The 22,370-nt window shown below is 41.6% G+C and carries 18 protein-coding genes; 1 reads left to right on the top strand and 17 read right to left on the bottom strand.

The features are described from left to right. Position 1 precedes the first annotated feature (1 nt). The 16 genes from FGK98_RS06400 to FGK98_RS06480 all read right to left on the bottom strand — a co-directional run bounded on the left by FGK98_RS06400 (position 2) and on the right by FGK98_RS06480 (position 17,930). Positions 2 to 2,527 carry an MBL fold metallo-hydrolase gene (locus FGK98_RS06400; protein ID WP_138100523.1) on the bottom strand — a complete coding sequence of 842 codons (2,526 nt, stop codon included), beginning with the start codon at positions 2,525 to 2,527 and terminating at the stop codon, positions 2 to 4. 36 nt (positions 2,528 to 2,563) lie between these two features. Next, a complete protein-coding gene (locus tag FGK98_RS06405) occupies positions 2,564 to 3,376 on the bottom strand; it encodes a LicD family protein (RefSeq protein ID WP_138100524.1) in 813 nt (270 codons plus the stop codon). A 57-nt stretch (positions 3,377 to 3,433) separates the two neighbouring features. Then, positions 3,434 to 5,593 (bottom strand): LicD family protein, encoded by a 2,160-nt coding sequence (locus FGK98_RS06410; protein ID WP_138100525.1) that lies wholly within the window; start codon positions 5,591 to 5,593, stop codon positions 3,434 to 3,436. 21 nt (positions 5,594 to 5,614) lie between these two features. Further along, positions 5,615 to 6,586 carry a glycosyltransferase family 2 protein gene (locus FGK98_RS06415; RefSeq protein ID WP_138100526.1) on the bottom strand — a complete coding sequence of 324 codons (972 nt, stop codon included), beginning with the start codon at positions 6,584 to 6,586 and terminating at the stop codon, positions 5,615 to 5,617. Then, the gene (locus FGK98_RS06420) at positions 6,583 to 7,419 is read right to left on the bottom strand and encodes a LicD family protein (RefSeq protein ID WP_138100527.1); all 837 of its coding nucleotides are present in this window, start codon (positions 7,417 to 7,419) and stop codon (positions 6,583 to 6,585) included. Before FGK98_RS06420 ends, FGK98_RS06415 begins: the two co-directional genes overlap by 4 nt. Before the next feature lie 146 nt (positions 7,420 to 7,565). After that, positions 7,566 to 8,840: an LCP family protein gene (locus FGK98_RS06425; RefSeq protein ID WP_138100528.1), complete on the bottom strand. Its 1,275-nt coding sequence runs from the start codon at positions 8,838 to 8,840 to the stop codon at positions 7,566 to 7,568. Then, the gene (gene pheA, locus FGK98_RS06430; protein WP_138100529.1) at positions 8,837 to 9,685 is read right to left on the bottom strand and encodes a prephenate dehydratase; all 849 of its coding nucleotides are present in this window, start codon (positions 9,683 to 9,685) and stop codon (positions 8,837 to 8,839) included. Before pheA ends, FGK98_RS06425 begins: the two co-directional genes overlap by 4 nt. Then, positions 9,682 to 10,158, bottom strand: a complete 477-nt coding sequence (locus FGK98_RS06435) for a shikimate kinase (RefSeq protein ID WP_138100530.1) — start codon at positions 10,156 to 10,158, stop codon at positions 9,682 to 9,684. The genes pheA and FGK98_RS06435 overlap by 4 nt, the downstream gene beginning before the upstream one ends. Next, on the bottom strand, positions 10,151 to 11,434 hold the full coding sequence (gene aroA, locus FGK98_RS06440) for a 3-phosphoshikimate 1-carboxyvinyltransferase (protein ID WP_138100531.1): 1,284 nt from the start codon (positions 11,432 to 11,434) through the stop codon (positions 10,151 to 10,153). The genes FGK98_RS06435 and aroA overlap by 8 nt, the downstream gene beginning before the upstream one ends. Positions 11,435 to 11,524: 90 nt before the next feature. Then, positions 11,525 to 11,863, bottom strand: coding sequence for a YlbF/YmcA family competence regulator (locus FGK98_RS06450; RefSeq protein WP_138100532.1), 339 nt, complete (start codon positions 11,861 to 11,863; stop codon positions 11,525 to 11,527). A gap of 10 nt (positions 11,864 to 11,873) precedes the next feature. Beyond that, positions 11,874 to 12,977 carry a prephenate dehydrogenase gene (locus FGK98_RS06455; RefSeq protein ID WP_138100533.1) on the bottom strand — a complete coding sequence of 368 codons (1,104 nt, stop codon included), beginning with the start codon at positions 12,975 to 12,977 and terminating at the stop codon, positions 11,874 to 11,876. Between the two features lie 9 nt (positions 12,978 to 12,986). Next, a complete protein-coding gene (gene aroC / locus FGK98_RS06460) occupies positions 12,987 to 14,153 on the bottom strand; it encodes a chorismate synthase (protein WP_138100534.1) in 1,167 nt (388 codons plus the stop codon). A gap of 9 nt (positions 14,154 to 14,162) precedes the next feature. Next, complete coding sequence (aroB, locus tag FGK98_RS06465) at positions 14,163 to 15,230, bottom strand: 3-dehydroquinate synthase (protein WP_138100535.1); 1,068 nt, start codon at positions 15,228 to 15,230, stop codon at positions 14,163 to 14,165. Between the two features lie 18 nt (positions 15,231 to 15,248). After that, complete coding sequence (locus FGK98_RS06470; RefSeq protein WP_138100536.1) at positions 15,249 to 16,103, bottom strand: shikimate dehydrogenase; 855 nt, start codon at positions 16,101 to 16,103, stop codon at positions 15,249 to 15,251. Then, the gene (aroD, locus tag FGK98_RS06475; protein WP_138100537.1) at positions 16,093 to 16,770 is read right to left on the bottom strand and encodes a type I 3-dehydroquinate dehydratase; all 678 of its coding nucleotides are present in this window, start codon (positions 16,768 to 16,770) and stop codon (positions 16,093 to 16,095) included. Before aroD ends, FGK98_RS06470 begins: the two co-directional genes overlap by 11 nt. Further along, positions 16,767 to 17,930 (bottom strand): class I SAM-dependent rRNA methyltransferase, encoded by a 1,164-nt coding sequence (locus FGK98_RS06480; RefSeq protein WP_171011124.1) that lies wholly within the window; start codon positions 17,928 to 17,930, stop codon positions 16,767 to 16,769. Before FGK98_RS06480 ends, aroD begins: the two co-directional genes overlap by 4 nt. 270 nt (positions 17,931 to 18,200) lie before the next feature. Between FGK98_RS06480 and FGK98_RS06485 the strand changes: the two genes are divergently transcribed. Further along, entirely contained in the window at positions 18,201 to 19,649 is a 1,449-nt protein-coding gene (locus FGK98_RS06485; RefSeq protein WP_138100538.1) for an alpha-amylase, read from the top strand. Positions 19,650 to 19,736: 87 nt separating this feature from the next. Here FGK98_RS06485 and alaS read toward each other — a convergent pair whose 3' ends face one another. Continuing rightward, entirely contained in the window at positions 19,737 to 22,355 is a 2,619-nt protein-coding gene (gene alaS / locus FGK98_RS06490; RefSeq protein WP_138100539.1) for an alanine--tRNA ligase, read from the bottom strand. Between the last annotated feature and the right edge of the window lie 15 nt (positions 22,356 to 22,370).

Raw genomic sequence — 22,370 nt, forward strand, 5'->3', positions numbered from 1 at the left:
TTTATTCTTTTTCTTTCTTGTCAGAAGCATTCGCTTCTAGATTTGAATCTTGTTTTGGCTGTTCAGCAATAGAGGAATTAGCTTCTTGCTTCTTTTCTGACTGATCTGCTTCGCCATTTACAGCAGCAACAGCCTGTCTCCAAATGCCCTCCTCGTTTACCTTATAACCATCAGGCGTAGTTGCATTTTTCAACAAGGAACCATCTGTTTGGAAATAGTACCAATTACCGTCAATTCGTTTCCAACCGGTCTGCATAGCTCCTGATTCATCAAAGTAATAATGATCACCATTTACTTTATGAAGGCCAACCAACATGATGCCATCTTCAGGATTGAGATAATACCAGATTCCTTTATCCTTTATCCAACCTGTTTTCATAGCTCCATTTGCTTCAAAGTAACGATAATGATTATCAAACCATTTCCAGCCTGTTTGCATAGCTCCTGATGCACTAAAGTAATACTGCTTACCATCTACTTGTTGGAAACCGACCAGCATGATACCTTCCTGATCTTCAAGATAATACCATGTTCCTTGATCCTTCAACCAACCAGTTTTCATAGCTCCTGAGTCAGCATAGTAATGCCAGTGTTTATCAAGCCACTGCCAGCCTGTTTGCATGGCACCGCTGGTATTCAAATAGTAACGCGTACCATTGATTTCTTGTTTTCCAGTCTGCATAATACCATCTTGATCTAGATAATACCATTTCTCATTATCCTTAATCCAGCCTGTTTTCATAGCTCCTGAGTTCGCATAGTAATACCAATTGTTCTCTAGCCATTTCCAACCCGTTTGCATAGCACCACTAGCGTTCAAGTAGTAACGAATACTGTTGATTTCTTGTTTTCCAGTGAGCATGATACCATCTTTATCCAGATAATACCAAGTATCCTGATCCTTGATCCAGCCTGTTTTCATAGATCCTGAACTTGCAAAATAGTTCCAGTGACCATCAACAAAGGCCCAACCGGTTTGCATCACACCTTCTTGATTAAAGTAGTATGTGCTTCCATTGATATTCTTTTTACCAATGGTCTTTAGCCCATCCTCATCATAGAAATACCAATCTGAATCAATCTTTTGCCAAGTTAAAGGTTTACCTGCTGTTTGGAGTGCACCACTTTCGCTAAAGAACATTTTCTTGCCATTAAAGACTTGATATCCTGTTAGCATCTTACCATCTTCTGCAAAGAGATATTTCTTCCCTCCAATTTCAGAAAGCTCACTAAATCGTCTAGCGCCATTTGATTGGATATAATACCAAGAACCATCCAGCTTGAACCAACCGCCTGTTTGCATTTTACCATTTGGGTTCAAATAGTAGTCATTTCCCTTGGCATTTTCTCCCCAATCGTCATTAAGGTGAAGCCAGCGTCCTGCCTGCATCTGTCCTTTTCCATTAAAGAAGTAAATGGCTCCGCCAATCTCTTTCCAACCGATAGCCATTTCTCCATCACTTAAACGATATTTCCAGTAGCCACCTTCTTGATACCATTTTTCGTCAACTACAGGGATGTCCGGGAAGAGATTAGAAACATTGGCAAATCCGCTATCACTAATATCAAAAACGGTAGCATCTTGAGTTTGACTAGAAGCTCTGAGAACTTGAATATTTTTCTTTTGGAGATATTCTCTGGTTGAAGCAACATTAATATCACCACCAGTTGTCTGAATAATCATCTTTGGAGATAGGTTTTCAAGAAAATTAATCGTATTTGAAATTGTCGCATCATAATGATGATTCCATTTCATCATATCAACCTTGCCGATAACTGGGCCTAACTTATCTTCCGCTCCTTCGGCATTATCCAAATCTCCACCAAGGTAGATTCTCTTTCCTGCCACAGTCACCACTGAAACGATTGAGTTTGAGTTATCATCTCGAACTTTTTTCAAGTTACCATCAGCATCATATTCATTTTTATAATTATAGAGTTGGATATCCATATCACCTAATTTAAAGTGACTATCCTCGTCTGTAATATTCTGAATAAGAGTAACTCCTCGTTTGTGTGCAGTTCTCAAAGCATTATCATAATTGAAAAGATTATCCCAGAGTCCCCAGTGTGAGGTGATCCGATCATCTGAATATTTTTTCAGATAAAACTTATCAACCTGGTAACGATTGAGTATTTCATCTGCTCCGCCGATATGGTCACTATGTACATGGGTTCCCAAAATAAAATCTAATTTTTTAACTCCAACTTGGTCAAGATGGCGAATCAAACGGTCCTCCAAGACTTGATAATTTTTCATGGAAATTCCCCAACGACTTGGATAGCGTGGATCACTCCCATCAGGAAAGTCATAGTCTTCCCCCATATCAATCAAGGCATAATGACCATTACTTTCTAGAAGGATGGCATCACTTCCTGACTTGGCCTTGGTGTTAATGAAATGGATACGATTACCCGAACCAGCGGTAATGATGTTCGCATCAACTTGTTGCGATAAACCAACCAACACAAAAAGGAAAGCAAATAAACTATAACTGACTGATTTAACTAATTTTTTATTCTTCATCTTGAACACTCCTTTTTCGATGAAAACAATCTCTTACTAATCAATCCAATAATTCTTATCAGTTCCTGGAACCTGTTGTTCAACAGGTGGTGGAGTCATATAATCTGCTCCAAATTCATAGGCAAGAATTTCATGGTATTTTCTCGGAGCCTTCACTACGATGTTTTCGTATGGCATATCAATCAAATCATAGAGCCATTCTTTTTTGATTCCCTCTGGAAAGCTTGGATCAAATATCGTACAGGTAAGATCTGTAGCTTGATTTACACTATATTTCAAAGCAAGATTCTCTAATTTTTGATTCCAAGTTTGTGGAGAGCTTAGACGAAAAATAGCTGATCCAATATAGCGAGGCAGATTTTTTAGCCCCCCATTTTCTGATTTAATTCCTTTGAAATTCAAAGATGAAAGGCGGACAAAATGTTTATAGAGCTTCATTTTCTTACAATCACTTTCCTCCGTCACGACACCATCGTATGGAAAAATGTCAACACAAGTTCCCAATACGACTGTCGGATCCAGAAGATTGGCATCTCTACGTGTTCTAATATCATGGACACGCATATAACTGTAAGGATAGCCTTTTGTCTCCCTAAATGAAATCAATTTGTAGTAGGGATGATTCTCATTTTTTAAAACCTTATACAGTTTTTCAAATTCATCACGCGCTAAAGAAATATCTGTATCATCATCCCAAGGGATAAATCCTTTATGGCGGACAGCTCCTAGTAAGGTTCCAAAATCAATAAAATATTTAATCTGATGCTTTTCACATAGTTCATGTAGATACTTTAAAATATCCAACTCCACTTGTTTTATTTCTTCAAGACTTAAAACTCTCTCAGACATACTTTCTATTCTCCTAATTTCGACTAATTCTTTAAACGATTTTTAACTGCGATTTGCTTACTTAGAATTTTTAGTGATTTTCCACAGTTTAAAATCATGGTGAGATACTCTTTGTTCAAGAGGGGGCAATTGCATGTACTCTCCATAGTCCGAGGTCAAAATTTCATGGTAGTGTTTTGGAATCATAAATTCCTTGCCTTCAAACGTTCCCACAATCACTTGTTCCAACCACTCGCGTTTCCAAACTGGCTTATTCATATCCTTGTAAATCAAATAATCAACTTGCTCGTAGTCAGCAACTGCTCTAGATTTAGCAAGCTCATCAATTTGCTCAACATACTTATTCGTATTTGTAAAATAGAAAATGACAACAGAAATATAACGAATCAAAGAATTCAGTAGACTTTTTGTGTTTGTAATTCCTTTAAAAGTATAACAACTCAATTGACGTTTCTTTATCAGTTTCGTCATCTTATTTTTAAAATCTGCGTCATCTTCATAACCATCCACAGGGAAAATATCTACATAGATTCCCATATTGGAATCGATTCGAACATCCTCTTCTAGCAAGTAGGTATGGTTATCCTGCACTTTCATGAAGGGATAGACGTAGTTGAGATTAGTTTTATAAGACATGACCTCATAACGTTCATCTGGATGAGCGATGAGGTAATCTTGTAGTTTCTCATAATCTTCTCTTAGCATGCAGATATCCATGTCATCATCCCAAGGAATGAAACCTTTATGGCGAACAGCACCAATTAGACTTCCATATGCTAAGAAATACTTGACCCCAATTTTCTGACAAACTTCATGAATATACTCCATGATTCCAAGTTCCATTTGTTGAATTTCACCGATATCTGTTACTTCTTGGTACCGAACTTCTTCATCCCGTTTGCAGACTACGAGCCCATAGCCAATCGCTAACCAAAAGATGATATTAATAAAGTTGGTCGAATACATAATCTGACTTTCAAATAATTGACCAAACAAGATACCGAAGAAGAGAATCATAATCAATTTGTCAGTATTTTTTTTGGAAACAATCAAATAAGTTAAAAAGCGCTTGATTACATATCCCAATATAAGAACGAAAGATAATAATCCTAGGATACCAGAACTAACAAATATAGTGACAAAAATGTTATGGAAGTTCCCTCCAATGAGAGAATTTTGAATCACAAATTTACTGAAATATTCTGTGTAGTAATCTGGAACATTTCGTACACCATAACCAAAAATTGGTTTTGCACTTCCCATCTTGATGGCATTTTTCCAAATATAGGTCCTACCACTTGGTGTTGTTTCAATTAGATGGAGTTCACCATTCTTCTTGATAACAGACGAATCAGTCTCAGCGTAGGACTGTCCTTTGTTTAAGTCAAAAACAGTCGCAGTTTCAGATGAGATATAAATTGAAGTTGCATAACTCAATCCAATATTGGTTGCAGCAACCAGTAAACCAGCAACAATAAAAGTGAGGAATCGTTTAACGATACTCCCTCTTGTAGCAAAGAAACTATAGAGTCCAATCATGAGGAGCAAAGAAAGTGAAGCTCCTCGGCTTTGCATAGTTGCAAAGCAAACCAATTGAATCACATTGTTTATTTTTAGATAAACGGAGTATTTACTTCCTTTTTGGATTAAATACATAGCCAAAATAATACTAATGTATGAAAAAATCGCACTAGCATTAGGATTGACAATCCCCCACAGACGTCCATTCATGACACCATAGTAATAAGATTGCTCTCCAATCTTAAATAGGATAAGGACTCTACTTACTAATAAACCAAATGCAAAGATTGCGGAAGAGAAAGAAATGATTTGAACTGTATAGGCAATCCAGTCAAATAATTTTTTGAGTTGACCCGATTGTAACATGGTAAATAATAAAACATAGGTTACCATGAAGAGAATTTCAGTCACATTCCCAATCAAATGTCCAGAGCGATTGAAAATAGCAGATAGCAGATGGCTTCCAGCTAAGAGTCCGAATAAGGATAGAAATTTGCGATCTACTGTGATTTCTTTCCACTTAAACAATAAGGTGTAGCAAATATAAAGCACTACAACTGCTGATAAGCCTTTATAAAGGGGATTTGCTACCTTATAAACTAGTGAACTCATACTTAAAATCGAAATAAAAACAAACAGATATGCAATCCATAGTTTTGATTTTTCAAAGTATTCATCCATTTTTGAAAAATTCATTTTCAACTCCTTCTCATGATATTAGTTTTTTAATCCAACAATTTTCTTATATAGCCATGGAGAAAATACAAGTGACAAGATAGCTATCTTACGAAATCTAGTAAAGTATGCATCCTTCCATATTTCGCGTCTATGCTGAATGATCCAAGTCCTTAATTCGACTTTCTCCTTTTGATACTGTTCAGATGAGGTAAAGATAATTTTATCGTAAACTGTGATGTACGACCAACATTCTCTATTTTTCAATTCGTATTTTAAATTAGGAAAAGCTTGTGATACTTGATCTATAATCTTCTGATAAACTTCTATCGTATCAAATACATGCTGATTAACAGATGTTGTCGCACTTCCCTCACGATGATCATAATAATAAATTGGTTTGTCAATAAATACGCTACTGCATCTTGTCTTTAACAACAATTCTGTCAAAAACAAGGCATCTTCAGCTAGATGATAGCTTGTATTAAATTTTTCATCCGCTAGCAGGTCTCTCTTAAACAGTTTTGCGACAGGAAAAAATGATGTTTTCGTAGTTATCAGTAACTCCTTCATGGTTTCTTCTGTTGACCAGATTTCCTTTTTTCTAGAATACGGAGGTAAATCTGTTATGATTCCATTTTTAATATGGTGCAAAGAAGCGATTGTAAATCCTACGGACTCATCATCATCAACTGCACCAATCAAGATTTCCAGATAATCTTTACTAACGAAATCATCGCTATCAATAAAGGTAATCCAAGCACCAGTCGCCAGCTTGATTCCCGTATTTCTCGCATTTGAGACTCCAGCATTTTCAAGATGATGAACCTTGACATTCTCATGCCGAGAGGCTAAATTGTCACAGATATCTGCACTTGAATCTGTTGATCCATCGTTTATTAGGATTAGTTCAAAATTGGCATAAGTTTGTTGAAGAATCGACTCCACACATCTCTCCAGATAAGCTTCTACATTGTAGACTGGAACGATAACGCTAATTTTTTCTCCCATCATGCTCCGTATTCTCCCTTATACTCTGTGTAACTCTTGTCCATGTCTGCTATAATAGCATCATGATGCGGTACTTGCTTATCTGCTGGTGGTGGTGTCATATAATCCCCAAAAGCAGTGCTGAGATAGGCATCATAACCGACTGGGATGGGCATCTCGGTTCCTTCAAATGGCAAGAAGAGATTATCTTCAAAGGATGCGATTGAGTACTTGTTTCGCATGTAGCCAGGACCTGAGCATAATTCCGTGATTCCATCACTCTCAGCTAGACTGTACTTGGTCATTTCTTTCTCAGCTTTTTTCCAAATGCGATAACGTAGAGATTTTGGCGTCAAACCGAGTAAAATGCGACTTCCACATTTCATGACTGCACCATGCTTTTCTGGGACAGTTTGGGCGCAAAAGAGTGAATAGATCAAGGCCCAGCGGACTTGTTTCTTACGCTCAGCTGGATTTTTAGGATAGTAATCTAAAGGTAAAACATCCAAAGCCAAACCGTGTGGCAAATCTAAATCCTTCTGATAAGGCTTGATACAAGTTGTTTCCCTATCACGAATAGTAATAAAAAGGTTCCGATCGACAAAATCCTTGTGACTCTTTGACAAAAAATACCGCTCATCTGCATAACGAGGCCATAATTCAACTAATTTTTCATAGTCCTTGCGAGGCATGAAAAAATCTAGATCATCATCCCAAGGAATGAAGCCCTTGTTGCGAAGGGCACCAATAGCCCCTCCACCACAGAGATAGCACAACAAGTCATGTTCTTTACAAAATGCGACGAAATATTCAGCCATTTCCAGACTACGAGCCTGAATCGCTTTCAAATCACTCATGTCTCTCCTCTTCTGTCCAATAACGAGTTATATCGTTTTATTATACCATAAAAAAGCCTTAAAAATCCATCAGATACCGTAAAAAATCAAAGCTCAATCCACTCTTTTTACTAGTAAATAAAGCTTTGATTTTTATTTATCTTCTGTTATCTCAAGCCCATCTGAGCGAGTTTAGTCTGATATTTGTTTTGGTCGACAAGTAGACCCTGTCCTCCGTAGACATCATAAGCGTCTACCCAATCACCAAGTTCTGGCACTGTGAGTTTTTCAATACCATTCTGTGCGCCTTCGATAACTGACAAACCATTGGTCAACAAGAAGCTATACGGTAAATTGGTTGAAGTCATTCCAAAGACCTTTCCAAGCGCCTCTGAACCTGTAAAGAGTTTGGTTGGGTCCTTGATTTGTTGAAGAATAGCTGTCATGACCTGTTGCTGTCTTCGTGTACGTCCATAGTCTCCCTCATCATCATCACGGAAGCGGGCATAGTTAAGTAAGGTTGAGCCATTCATTTGTTGTTTGCCAGCACGAATCGTTTGAGTTGGTGATTCCGTTTCTGTCGCATGAAGGTCATCTCCAACTGTAGCTTCTGTCAGAGGTTGACCATTCAGAGTTGAAAATTGAGCATCGATGGTCACTCCGTCAGGGAAAAGAGTGTCAATCGCAGTTGCAAAGGCTTGAAAGTCTACTAGTGCGTAATATTTTATGTCCAGATCAAAGTTATCCTTCAAGACCTTACGAACCAACTCAGCTCCTTTTTTATTGTCCTGCTCACCTAGTTCATAAGCAAGATTTAACTTATGATCTTTCTGATTTTTACCTCCTAAAACCTGACTATAACCATCTATATAAACCAGATTGTCCCGCATGAAACTGACCAGTTTGATTTTTTTGTCTGAACCACTTACATTCAAAACCATGATGGAATCCGTTCGCGTCTCAGCACTGTTTTGGCCAATCCGTCCATCTGTCCCCAGAATCAAGATATTGACTCCATCTCTCGTGTCTTGACCATTAAAAACTTCAACCTGAGCTGCCCGTGCATTGGAAGGATTTTTGGCAGAATTTGTGGACTGGAAACCTCGAAGAAACATAAAAATCATGCCTGCAGCTACACAGGTTATTAGCAATAAAAGCCAAATTAGAAGTCGTTTAAAAAATCTTCTTGGTTTCTTCTTTTTCACTTTTGGAAGAGAGGGAATTTTCTGATGTCTATTCGAGCGACTTTGGTTGGAATATTGTGGAATCCCAAGATCCGTCCCTCGATTTTCTTCCTGTTCATTAGAGTTAGATTCGCCATCCATTTTTCTTTTCAGATAGTCAAATTCTCTCTTTTCTCTGTCATTTAGGTAGTGAATATTCTTAAAAAGATAGTCATAGCGTAACTGCTCATGATGACTTAAAGGGCTGTTTTTACTCATAGGCTCTCCTTTCCTAAATCCCTAATAGTGAAAATAGGGTAGGTTCCCAGTATCTTGTACTGGATCCCAATTGTTTCAAGTTCTTGTCTGGCAAAATGAACCAGCTCTTTTACACTATAATCCACATCGATGATGAAAAAGTACTCACCTAGTGCCGTTTTGAGGGGACGACTTTCTATCTTGGTTAAGTCAATACCTCGCCAAGCGAAGGTTGAAAGAGCCTTGTAGAGGGCACCTGGAAGGTTGTCCGGTAAGGTTAAGGCCAAACTCATTTTTTCAGTTTGTGATCGCAAAGGGATAGTGGGAATCTCGGATCCTAAAACCCAAAAACGCGTGAAATTGGCTTCCATTTCTTGGATATCTTCTGCTATCAATTCCAATCTATACTCAGCAGCGGAGTTTCTAGGGGCAATAGCTGCAAAAGGCTGGTCTGGATGTTCAGCGATAAAGCGGGCTGCATAGGCTGTACTTGCTGTCACTTCAAGCTGAGCTTCTGGATAATGCTCCTCTATGAATTTCTTTCCCTGAGCCAGAGCTTGTGGGTGTGAAATAATTTTTTCAATCTTAGCATGACCAGGAACTGCCATCAGTTGCTGATGAATGGGTTGTACTATTTCTGCAACAGCCTGAATGTTCGCCTGATGAAAAAGATAGTCCAAGCTTTCATGCACACTTCCCTCAATGGAGTTTTCAACTGGCACCACAGAATAGTCCACCAAACCTTGCTCATAGGCCTTAATAACATCTGTAATGTTGGCAAAGGCTTGTAATTCCTCATCAGGAAAAGCAGTCTGCACGACGTGGTGCGAAAAAGATCCCTTAGGACCTAGGTAGGCAATTCTCATCTCAGTTCCTCTATAATTTCCTCTGGGCTTAGCTTGGTCACATCTAGAACACGACTGGCTACTTCCTCGTACCAAGCCTGTCTTTCTTGAAAAATCTCTCGCAACTCTTCCTTGCTGTTGTTGAGAAAAAGTGGCCGTTGATTGTCCTTATCAGCTGCGATACGTTGATAGAGAGTGTCAAAATCAGCTTTCAGATAGATATTATCAGGATTTTGTTTGAGCAAGTCACGATTTCTCTGAGAAACAACCACTCCTCCACCAGTTGACACAACTCGGTCCGTTTTTAGTAAGTCCGATAAAATATCTGACTCTATCTGACGAAAGGCCGCTTCTCCTTTTTCAGCGAAAAAATTTGCAATGGATATGCCTAAGCGCTCCTCGAGCAAGGCATCCATATCTAGGTAGTCTGGATCCAAGCCTCTAGCAATTGTGGATTTCCCAGCCCCCATAAATCCGAGTAATACCTTAGCCATGAATCAAGGTCTCCAAGTCCTCAAAAAAGCTAGGATAACTGGTATTGATGGCTTCAGCACGGTCAAGTTCCACCTCTCCATCTGCAACCAAGAGGGCCGCAATAGCAGTCATCATTCCGATACGATGGTCACCAAAGGTATTGATTCTCGCACCATGAAGGGATGATTTCCCTTTGATAACCATTCCATCTGTATTAGGTGTGATTTCAGCCCCCATACTATTTAAGGCGTCAGCCACCACCTGAATGCGATCGGTTTCCTTGACCTTGAGTTCCTCAGCATCCTTAATAACTGTTACACCTTGGGCTTGCGTCGCTAGAAGGGCAATAATGGGCAATTCATCAATCAAACGTGGAATCAAAGCTCCACCAATTTCTGTTCCTTTCAAATCAGAAGACTCGACAGTTAAGGTTGCAGATTTTGCGACTGGATTGATTTCAGTTATTTCTAGTTTTCCACCCATGGCGCGAATGACATCAATGATACCAGTCCGGGTTTCGTTAATGCCCACATTCTGCAGAACCACACGAGAATCTGGAACAATCAAACCAGCAACTAACCAAAAGGCTGCACTGGAAATGTCTCCTGAAACGATGACCTTTTGTCCAGTCAGTTTTTGTGGTCCTGTGACAGTGATCGTTTTACCATTCACACTTAAATGGCCACCAAATTGCTGTAGCATGTCTTCTGTATGGTTACGAGTACACTCTTTTTCAATAATGACTGACTGACCTTGAGCCTGCAAGGCTGCAAATATCAAGGCTGACTTGACTTGGGCAGATGCTATTGGCAACTCATAGTGAATTGGTGTTAAGTTTTTAGTCCCTTTTAAGTGAAGAGGGGGCAAGTCTCGCTCTGTTTGGCCAGAAATGCTGACTCCCATTTTTTTCAAGGGAAGGGTCACACGATCCATAGGACGTTTGGATAGACTGTCGTCCCCAAACATCTCAACTTCAAAATCTGCACCAGCAAGTACACCTGAAATCAGACGAATTGAGGTCCCAGAATTCCCCATATCCAAAGCATGTTGCGGAGCTTTAAGGCCATCCATGCCAACGCCTTGAATAGTAATCACACCGTCTTTATCCTCAATTTCAACACCAAGGTCACGAAAAACCTGCATAGTCGAGAGCACGTCCTCACCACGCAAAATATCATAAACCTTAGTCTCACCCTCAGCTAGACTTCCAAAGATAATCGAACGATGGCTGATGGACTTATCACCTGGAACTCGGATACTGCCATGTAAGTGGCGAATGTTTGTTTTTAGTTTCATAGCGGACCTCATACTTGCAATACTTTTTCTTATTTTATCACAAAAAAGCCAGAAATTCCTGAAATTTCTGGCTTTTATACAGATAAAATACTATTTCAATAATTCTGAAACAGGTTCAAAGACAATTTTTTCAATGTCTGAAAGGTAAATGGATAATTGTTGCTGTTTGGCAAAGAAATCTGACAAAAGAGCGTTCTCTTGGATTTGCTTGCTGAAAGACTGCATCTTTTCTTGGAAAGAGGCATCTGGCATTTGTCCAGTTTGAGCCATGACTTGGATTTCTTGCTGGAAAGCGAGGTAGTCTGCAAAAATCTTGTTGGCTTGATCATCTGCTTGGATGGCATCTTTCGCTGCCTTGACAGCCTTGTATTCTGGTAATTCGCGTAGACCGCGACTGAGTTCATTTGCACTATCGTAAATATTTGACATGATTTTCTCCTTATTTGATGACGACTGTGTAGTCCGTATTTTCTGAAATTAAGCGCTCAGCTCGTTCCAGATCCTGAGCATTTTTAAAGGAAATTTGTAGAATCCCGTGAACATCCTCACGGTTTTCTTCGTTGATGTGAATGTTGACCAAGGAAGTTCCCCGTAGCAATTCCAAAATCCGCAAGATGACATCTTCTTCATCGGGAACGTCGACATAGAGGTCGTAAGAGCTATCCACACCACCACGCTTATGGATTTCCATAGCCTGCCGTTGCGCACGCGCTTGATTGAAGAAATTCCAGATTTGCTCTTCATCTCCCTCACTGATGGCCTGACCAATCGCTTCCAAGCGCTCCTTGAAATCCGCAATTCGCTCTAGAATGGTCTCACGATTGGACAAGAGAATAGAAGTCCACATACCCGGCTCACTCTCCGCAATCCGAGTCATATCTCGAAAACCACCCGCCGCAAAGCGTCTTGCCATCTCATGTTCTTGAGCATAAACTGCCGTCTGCTCCATGAGACCTGATGCCAAGATATGGGGAAAATGGCTAATCTGTGAAGTTACTCGATCATGCTCCTTGGCATCAATCTCGATAAAACGAGCATGAAGGCCTGAAAGCAAGTCCTTCATTTCCTCAAGTGTGTCAGGACTTGTCAGGCTCGAAGGTGTGAAGATATAATAGGCATTTTCAAAGAGATTAACATCTGCAGAGGCGGCTCCTGTCTTGTGGCTACCAGCCATGGGATGGGCCCCAACAAAGCGAACAGGCTTGCCAGCCAAATACTGCTCCGCTGTATCCACAATGGCTGACTTGGTCGAGCCAGCATCCGAGATAATGACGCCTTCTTTCAAGTCTAAATCTGCCAGCTCCTTAATAAAAGCAATGGTCTGCTTGATTGGCAAGGTCAAGATGATGACATCTGCTAGGGGAGCGAAACTGGCAAAATCATCCGTCGCACAGTCAATCATCCCCCGCTCCAAGGCAATGTCTCTCGAAGCCTGACTGCGATTATAACCCAAAATTTCATAATCCGGATGATCGCGCCTGATACCGAGCGCCATCGAAGCACCAATCAAACCGAGACCTGCGATATAGATGGTTTTTGCCATAAGGACTCCTTAATAGTTCTTTGTATAGTCTCGGTGTTTAGCTACCGCTTCTTTTAATTCCTCTAGATTGTCAGATGAGAATTTTTCAAGGATTTCTTGTGCCAAAACTGTTGCCACAACAGCCTCCATGACAACACCAGCTGCTGGCAGAGCGGTCGGATCACTTCTCTCCACCGTTGCCTTGTAGGGTTCATGAGTCTCGATATCCACACTCATAAGAGGCTTATAAAGAGTAGGAATGGGTTTCATTACTCCACGAACAACAATTGGTTGCCCATTGGTCATACCACCTTCAAAACCTCCTAGATTATTGGTACGACGGGTATAGCCGTCTTCTTTAGACCAGAGAATTTCGTCCATGACTTGGCTGCCTTTACGGTAACCAGCTTCAAAGCCAAGACCAAATTCCACCCCTTTAAAGGCATTGATAGATACAACTGCCTGAGCCAATCGCGCATCCAATTTTCTGTCCCATTGAACATAGGAACCGAGGCCGACTGGAACACCTCCGACAACTGTCTCAACAACTCCACCGATGGTATCACCGTCACGCTTGATTTGGTCAATATAGTCCTTGATTTCCTGTTCCCGTTCTTGATTAACAATAGAAACTTCAGACTGGGCAGCTCGTTCCTTAATCTCCGCAACAGTCAGATTTTCAGGTACATCGATTTCCTTACCACCAAAGACCACGACATGATTAGCAATCTCCATATCCAGTTCAGCCAAGAGACGTTTGGCTACTGCTCCCACTGCTACTCGCATGGTTGTTTCACGAGCTGATGAACGCTCCAAGGAATTACGCAAATCATTAAAACGGTACTTGATGCCCCCAACCAAATCGGCATGACCTGGCCGAGGATGAGTGATTTTTCGCTTGCTTTTAAGGCGGTCTTCAATGTCCTCAGCAGACATGATATCCAGCCATTTTTGGTGGTCTTTATTGACGACATCCATGGTAATAGGAGCCCCAGTCGTCTTCCCATGGCGAACACCCGAAGTAAAGACAACCTGGTCACTCTCAATTTTCATACGACCACCACGACCATATCCACCTTGACGACGTTTCAAATCTTCGTTTATATCTTCTGTAGTTAAAGGTAGACCTGCTGGAATTCCTTCAATTATAGCTGTCAGACGGGGTCCGTGTGATTCTCCTGCAGTTAAATATCTCATAGGCTCTCCTTATTTTACCAAGTAGTCTTTCATCTCTTCTAGGGAAACAGGGTGAATGGTCGCCGAACCAAGCTCTGGCACCAAGACCAATTTCAAGGTGTTCCCACGCGCTTTCTTGTCATGAGTCAAAGCCTGATAAAGCTTTTCAATATCCCAGTTTTCATAATCAACTGGCAAGCCAAATTTCTGACACATAGCTGTGATGGACTGGGTTATACCAGCTGGCATAAGGCCTTTTTCCTCAGCAACCTTGGAAATCTGCACCATTCCCATGGCAACAGCCTCTCCATGCATAACTTTTCCATAACCTGCCGTTGCTTCTATGGCATGGCCAATGGTGTGCCCAAAATTGAGGTAAAGTCGGATACCATTGTCCAACTCATCCTCTACTACCATCTTGCGCTTAACTTGGCAAGAATGTTCAATCAAAGTCTCTGCATGTTCCAAAATGCTTTCTACAGAACCATCTAACTCCGTCAAGAGAGCCCATAGTTCCACATCCTCAATCGAACCATACTTGATGACCTCACCCATCCCCTCAATCAACTCTCTTTTTCCAAGCGTTTCTAGGACAAGCGGATCAATCAGAACCCCATCAGGTTGGGCAAAAGTTCCCACCATATTCTTAGCAAAAGGGGTGTTGACACCCGTCTTACCACCGATAGAAGAATCTACCTGGGCTGTCAAACTAGTCGGAATCTGAACAAAGTGAATTCCACGCATATAGGTAGAAGCTACAAAGCCAGCCAGGTCCCCAACGACACCACCACCAAGGGCCACAATCCCATCGCTACGAGTCAGACCTTGCTTGACTAGAAATTCATAGACCTTCTGAACAGTAGTTAAATTCTTTCTTTCTTCACCTTCTAAAAAGTCAAAAACAGCTACCTGAAAACCAGCATCTTCTAAGCTGAGCTTGACCTTCTCTGCATAGAGTGAGCCCACGCGGTTGTCTGTTACGATAACCACTTTTTGCGGTTGCCAGAGTTCTCGCAACCATTGACCTGCTTGCGATAGACAACCTTTTTCAATCTGAATATCATAAGGATGATGCGGAATATCGATTCTGATTTTCATAGTAGGGTCTCCTTTTCATTATTGGTATTTTTCTGTTAAAGACTGCCAAATCTCTTCAGTCGGCATTTCTTTACCTGTCCACAGTTGAAAAGCTTCAGCGGCTTGATAGAGCAACATTCCTAGGCCATTGATTGCTGGATTCCCCTGACTTTTGGCCCATTTCAAAAATGGCGTTTCAAAGGGTTGGTAAATGATATCGGCCACCAAGAGATCTTCAGGTAAGACTATACTTGTCGGAACTGGTGACGACTGGTCATCCATCCCCACACTAGTGGCATTGACTAGTAAGTGCGAATCGGCAATCCTTGATTGCAGTACAGAAAGATCTTCTAAAGCATACAAGTCCACTTTAAAGCCTGTTTGCTCCTGTAACTTGTCTAGATAAGGTCTTGTTTTTTCTATCGAAGCTGAACGAACAAAGACTGAAATCTGACTGACGTCATCCAAAATAGCCTGTGCCAAAATAGCCTTGGCTGCTCCACCTGCTCCTAGCATGGTCATCTTTTTGCCTGAAATTGTAAAAGAAGGCAAGCTCTTAAAGAATCCCTTGCCATCTGTATTATATCCAATTAACGTTCCGCCTTGATTAACAACTGTGTTGACCGCCCCAATCAAACGAGCCTCATCACTCAACTTATCCAAATAAGGAATCACTTGCTCCTTGTAAGGCATGGAAAGATTTATCCCAAACATCTGATAACGGCGAATATTGGCGACTGTTTCTGCCAAGTCACCCGCTTCAATCTCCCAAGCCACATAGACACCATTGGTAGCTGTCGCCTCAAAGGCCCTATTATGGATGAAGGGTGAAATAGAGTGTTTGATGGGTTTTGCAACAACTGCAGCTAAACGCGTATAGCCATCAAGCTTCATCCAAAATCTCCCTGATTTTCTTCATGTTTGATAGAGAAATCTGACCAGGGGCACTCGCTTCATCTAGACTAGCAAATGACCAACTTGAACCCGTCACATCTGAAGTAATGCGTGATACCTTGCCCATTTTCCCCATAGAAATAGTCACGTACTCTTGTTCAGGATTGAGTGTTTTAAATCCTCGTGTGTAGTTCATCAGGTCTAAAACATCCTGCTCCGTATGGGCCATAACTGATACCTTGACCACTTTCGGAGAGAGACTGGTCAACTCAGACAAAATCTCCATCATGTTTTCAGGTGTCTCTTGGAAATTATGGTAACTCAAAACAAGATTTGGGAAATCCAACATTTCCTCAAAAATGTCCTTGTAGCTGAAATACTCAAAATCTACATAATCCGGCTGATAGAGCTGAGTAACTTCCTTGATGATTTGAACATACTCTTCTGAGGAAAGTTCGATTTCTCCTCCCTCAGCGCGAGTCCGAAGGGTAAAGACAAGTTCGCGTCCTGCAAATTTCTCAAAGATAGCGGGCGCTACCTGTAAAATAGCGTCCTTTGTAAGAAAGTCCGCACGCCACTCAATGATATCGGCATCTTCATACCTAGTGGCATCCAGTTCTTGCGCTTCTTCTAAACTTCTTGGCATTACTGAAACGATTAATTTCATCTACTAACCTTCATACTAATCACCTTGAGGTAATTACTGCTTTCATCTTTTTTATTATAGGCAAAGTCTGCTGGAAGACCATATTGGTTTAAGATCTGATATTTTCTTCCTGCAAAACCTTTATCAATTTGTTCTGTAAATTTCTGGCGGGAAACATTGGCAGCATTGGTACTAGCAATGATAATGCCTCCCGGATTTAAGATCTCTAGACTCTGGGAAATCAACTTGTGATAGTCCTTAGCTACAGAAAAAGTTTGTTTTTTATTGCGAGCAAAGCTCGGCGGATCTAGGACAATCACATCGTAGGTCAAATCTTTTCGCTTGGCATACTTGAAGTACTCAAAGACATCCATGACGATAAAACGGTGATTGTCCGTGCTGAGTCCATTTGCCTGAAAATGAGCTTCTGACAGCTCTCTAGACCGTTTGGCCAAGTCGACAGAAGTCGTCTCACTCGCGCCTCCCATAGCTGCAGCAACTGAAAAGGCAGCCGTATAGGAAAACATATTGAGCAAGGATTTACCCATGGCTAAACCATCTACCAAACTCCCACGAACCTCGTGTTGATCCAGGAAAATACCTGTCATCAAGCCATCATTCATAAAGACTTGATAAAGTACGCCATTCTCAAGAACAGTAAAGTAGTCTGGCGCTTTTTCACCATAGACATGAGCAGACTCGTAGTTTAGACCTTTAAAACGAATCTTTTCATAAGCCCCCAAGACCTCAGGAAAAACTTCCTTAAAAGCCTTTACTATCAGCTCACGAATCTGGTAAACAAAGGAGTTGTACCAAGAAAAAACCACATAATCTTCGTAGAGATCAATATTCAGACCACCAAAACCATCCCCCTCTTGGTTAAAAAGGCGAAAGGCAGTGGTCAAGTCATCCTGATAATACGGCTTTCTAGCTTCCTTGGCCATACGAAACAGAGTTTCAAAGAAGGCTTGGTTGAAACCAACCTTTTCCTTGCTGATAAACCAGCCAATGCCCTTGTTCTGCTGAGAAAGATAGGCACTCCCTAAAAACTTCCCGTCTTGACTAAGAACTTCTACTTCCTGATCCGTCAGATCAATATCTATCAAATCGCTCGCTTCCAAAAGAACTAGACCCTTAGCTAGCTTTTTTTCAACACGTCTGCTGACCCTAATTCTATTCATAGCTACTATTATAGCAAATTTTGTGACAATTCTCAAAAAAGAAACCGTTTGTCCACTTTTACTTTAGTTTACTAAGTGTCATTTTTGTTAAAAAAGTTTAATCATATTATTCTTTGTTCTAAGAACCTTTTTCCCAGCAATAGAGAGAAGGTAAGCAAGCTCTAAAATAGACATTTATAGAAATGAGTATAGAAACTTGCGCAAACGTTTGCCTAGTGCTAAACTTTATGGTAGAATAAAACACAACATTGATAAACAAGAGGAAAAACAATGCAAAATCAGACACTTATGCAATACTTTGAGTGGTATCTGCCCCACGACGGACAACACTGGACGCGATTGGCAGATGACGCTGAACACCTAGCAAATCTTGGTATCAGTCATGTCTGGATGCCCCCTGCCTTTAAGGCGACCAATGAAAAGGATGTAGGCTATGGTGTTTATGATCTTTTTGACCTAGGCGAATTTCACCAAAAAGGGACTGTCCGTACCAAGTATGGTTTTAAGGAAGATTATCTCCAAACGATTCAGACACTCAAGGAGCATGGAATCCAACCAATGGCTGACATCGTTCTCAATCACAAGGCTGCAGCAGATCATATGGAAGCCTTTCAGGTTATTGAAGTGGATCCTGAGGATCGTACCGTTCAACTAAGCGAGCCCTTTACTATTAATGGCTGGACCCACTTTACTTTCGATGGTCGCCAGGATACCTACAATGACTTCCACTGGCACTGGTACCACTTCACAGGTACAGACTATGATGCCAAGCGCCGTAAGTCTGGCATTTACCTGATCCAGGGAGACAATAAAGGTTGGGCAAATGAGGAACTGGTCGATAACGAAAACGGCAACTACGACTATCTCATGTACGCTGACCTGGACTTTAAGCACCCTGAAGTCATCCAAAACATCTATGACTGGGCTGACTGGTTCATGGAAACAACTGGTGTAGCTGGTTTCCGTTTGGATGCCGTTAAGCACATCGACTCCTTCTTTATGGGCAATTTCATCCGTGATATGAAGGAAAAATACGGTCAAGATTTCTATGTTTTTGGGGAATTTTGGAATCCAGACAAGGAAGCCAATCTAGACTACCTTGAAAAGACAGAAGAACGCTTTGACCTTGTCGATGTTCGCCTCCACCAGAACCTCTTTGAAGCTAGTCAGGCTGGAGCAAGCTACGACCTTCGTACTATCTTTACTGATAGCTTGGTTCAACTCAAGCCTGACAAGGCTGTCACTTTCGTTGACAACCATGATACTCAACGAGGACAGGCCCTTGAGTCTACTGTTGAAGAATGGTTCAAACCAGCAGCCTATGCCCTTATTCTATTACGCCAAGATGGGCTTCCATGTGTGTTTTATGGAGACTATTACGGCATTTCAGGGCAATATGCCCAAGAAGATTTCAGAGAAGTTCTTGACCGCCTCCTAGCCATCCGAAAAGACTTGGCTTATGGAGAGCAAACAGACTACTTTGACGATGCCAACTGTATTGGATGGGTCCGTTCAGGCGCTGAAAATCAATCCCCAATCGCAGTCTTGATTTCAAATGACCAAGAAAACAGCAAGTCTATGTTTGTTGGTCCAGAATGGGCTGACCAGACCTTTGTTGACCTCCTTGAAAATCACCCAGCACAAGTTACGATCAATGCTGAAGGTTATGGAGAATTTCCAGTAGCAGCGGGTTCAGTCAGTGTCTGGGCAGCAAAATAAACCTATCAGTTACAAGCCAAATCCGGTCAGATTTGGCTTTTTTATATTTAGAAAAAGACCTACCCAAATGGATAGATCTTTGCTTGATTACAATTTACCTGCTACGGCATCCAGCAAGTCTTGGATTTTCGCTTGGTTGCTTCCTCCTGCCATGGCCATGTCTGGTTTTCCACCACCACGTCCATCGACGATTGGAGCCAATTCTTTAACCAAGTTACCTGCGTGGATATCTTTGGTCTTGCTAGCTACAAGAATATTGACTTTGTCACCGATAGCTGCAACTAGGACAAGCAGGTCAGAGTAGTCTTTTTGTTTCCAGTTATCCGCAAAGGTACGAAGGGCACCTGCATCTGATACAGAAACTTGGCTTGCAATGTAACGGTGTCCGTTGACTTCCTTCACATCCTTGAAGACATCGCCTGCGGCTGCGGCTGCGGCTTTTTCTTTCAATTCTGCATTTTCTTTTTGCAATTGACGGAGTTGCTCTTGAAGTCCTTCAACCTTGTGAGGTACTTCCTTGAGTTGAGGTGCTTTCAAGGTTGCTGCGACGGCTTTAAGAGCGTCTTCTTGTTCGCGATAGGCTTCAAAGGCTTCCTTACCAGTCACTGCCAAGATACGGCGAGTTCCTGATCCGATTCCTTCTTCTTTGACGATCTTGAAGAGGCCAATTTCAGAAGTGTTGCCAACGTGGGTACCACCACAAAGCTCGATAGAGTAGTCACCGATGGTTACGACACGGACTTCTTTGCCGTATTTCTCACCAAAGAGGGCCATGGCTCCCATTTCTTTAGCCGTATCAATATCTGTCTCAACAGTTTCTACTGCGATGGCTTCCCAAATCTTCTCATTGACTTGTTGTTCAATGGCGCGCAATTCTTCAGGAGTTACTGCTTGGAAGTGTGTGAAGTCAAAGCGAAGGAATTCGACTTCGTTCAGAGAGCCTGCTTGGGTTGCGTGACTGCCAAGAATATTGTGAAGAGCAGCATGGAGCAAGTGAGTTGCTGTGTGGTTCTTCATGACACGGTGACGGCGATTAGTATCGATTGCCAGAGTATATTCTGTATTTAAAGCAAGTGGAGCATGGACTTCAACTGTATGCAATGGTTGTCCATTTGGTGCTTTTTGAACATCTGTCACAGTAGCCACGACGTTTCCTGCAGCATCCAAGATTTGTCCATGGTCAGCTACTTGTCCACCCATTTCAGCGTAGAATGGAGTCTCTGCAAAGATGAGAGAGACAGTTCCTTCTGAAACAGCTTCTACTTCTGCATTGTTGGCTACGATAGCCACCAACTTAGAAGGCAATTGACTAGCATTGTAGTTGAAGACACTTTCCACTGTAATGTTTTGGAGGGTTTCATTTTGCATTCCCATTGAGCCACCCTTAACAGCAGACGCACGCGCACGTTCTTGCTGTTCTTTCATGGCTGCTTCAAAACCTTCACGGTCGACAGTCATACCAGCTTCTTCAGCGATTTCTTCTGTCAACTCAACTGGAAATCCGTATGTATCATAGAGTTTGAAGACATCTGAACCAGCGATGACAGATTGACCTTTTTCTTTCAAGTCATCTACGATGCCTTGGGCAAAGTGTTGACCTGAGTGAAGAGTACGGGCAAATGACTCTTCCTCGCTCTTCACGATTTTCTCGATAAAGTCGCGTTTCTCAAGCACTTCTGGGTAGTAGCTTTCCATGATTTTTCCAACAGTTGGAACCAGTTTGTAAAGGAAAGGCTCGTTGATGCCCAATTTTTGACCGTGCATAGAAGCACGACGAAGAAGACGACGAAGGACATAACCACGACCTTCATTTCCAGGAAGGGCACCATCACCGATGGCAAATGAAAGAGAACGAATATGGTCCGCAATGACCTTAAAGCTCATATTGTCGCCATCTTGGTCATAAACCTTACCAGACAATTTCTCAACTTCACGAATGATTGGCATGAAGAGGTCTGTTTCAAAGTTTGTCTTAGCCCCTTGAATAACTGCCACCAAACGCTCCAAACCAGCGCCCGTATCAATGTTCTTATGTGGCAATTCCTTGTACTCACTACGAGGAACAGCAGGGTCTGCGTTAAATTGTGACAAAACGATATTCCAGATTTCGATATAACGGTCGTTTTCGATATCCTCTGCAAGCAGGCGAATACCGATATTTTCTGGGTCAAATGCTTCTCCGCGGTCAAAGAAAATCTCTGTATCAGGTCCAGAAGGTCCAGCACCGATTTCCCAGAAGTTGTCTTCGATTGGGATCAAGTGGCTTGGGTCCACTCCTACTTCAATCCAGCGGTTATAAGAATCTTTATCATCTGGATAGTAGGTCATGTAGAGTTTTTCAGCAGGAAAGTCAAACCATTCAGGACTTGTCAAAAGTTCATAAGCCCAAGTGATGGCCTCATCACGGAAGTAATCCCCGATAGAGAAGTTCCCCAACATTTCAAACATAGTATGGTGACGCGCAGTCTTCCCTACGTTTTCAATATCGTTAGTACGGATGGCTTTTTGCGCGTTGGTAATACGTGGATTTTCAGGGATAATGGTCCCGTCAAAGTATTTCTTAAGGGTTGCTACACCAGAGTTAATCCACAAAAGAGTTGGGTCGTTTACAGGAACCAAGCTGACTGATGGTTCGACAGAGTGGCCTTTGCTTGCCCAGAAATCAAGCCACATTTGGCGAACTTGAGCACTAGATAGTTGTTTCATAATATCTCCTTATTA

Origin of the sequence: Streptococcus australis, assembly GCF_901543175.1 — a bacterium.
Taxonomy (GTDB): Bacteria; Bacillota; Bacilli; order Lactobacillales; family Streptococcaceae; genus Streptococcus; species Streptococcus australis_A.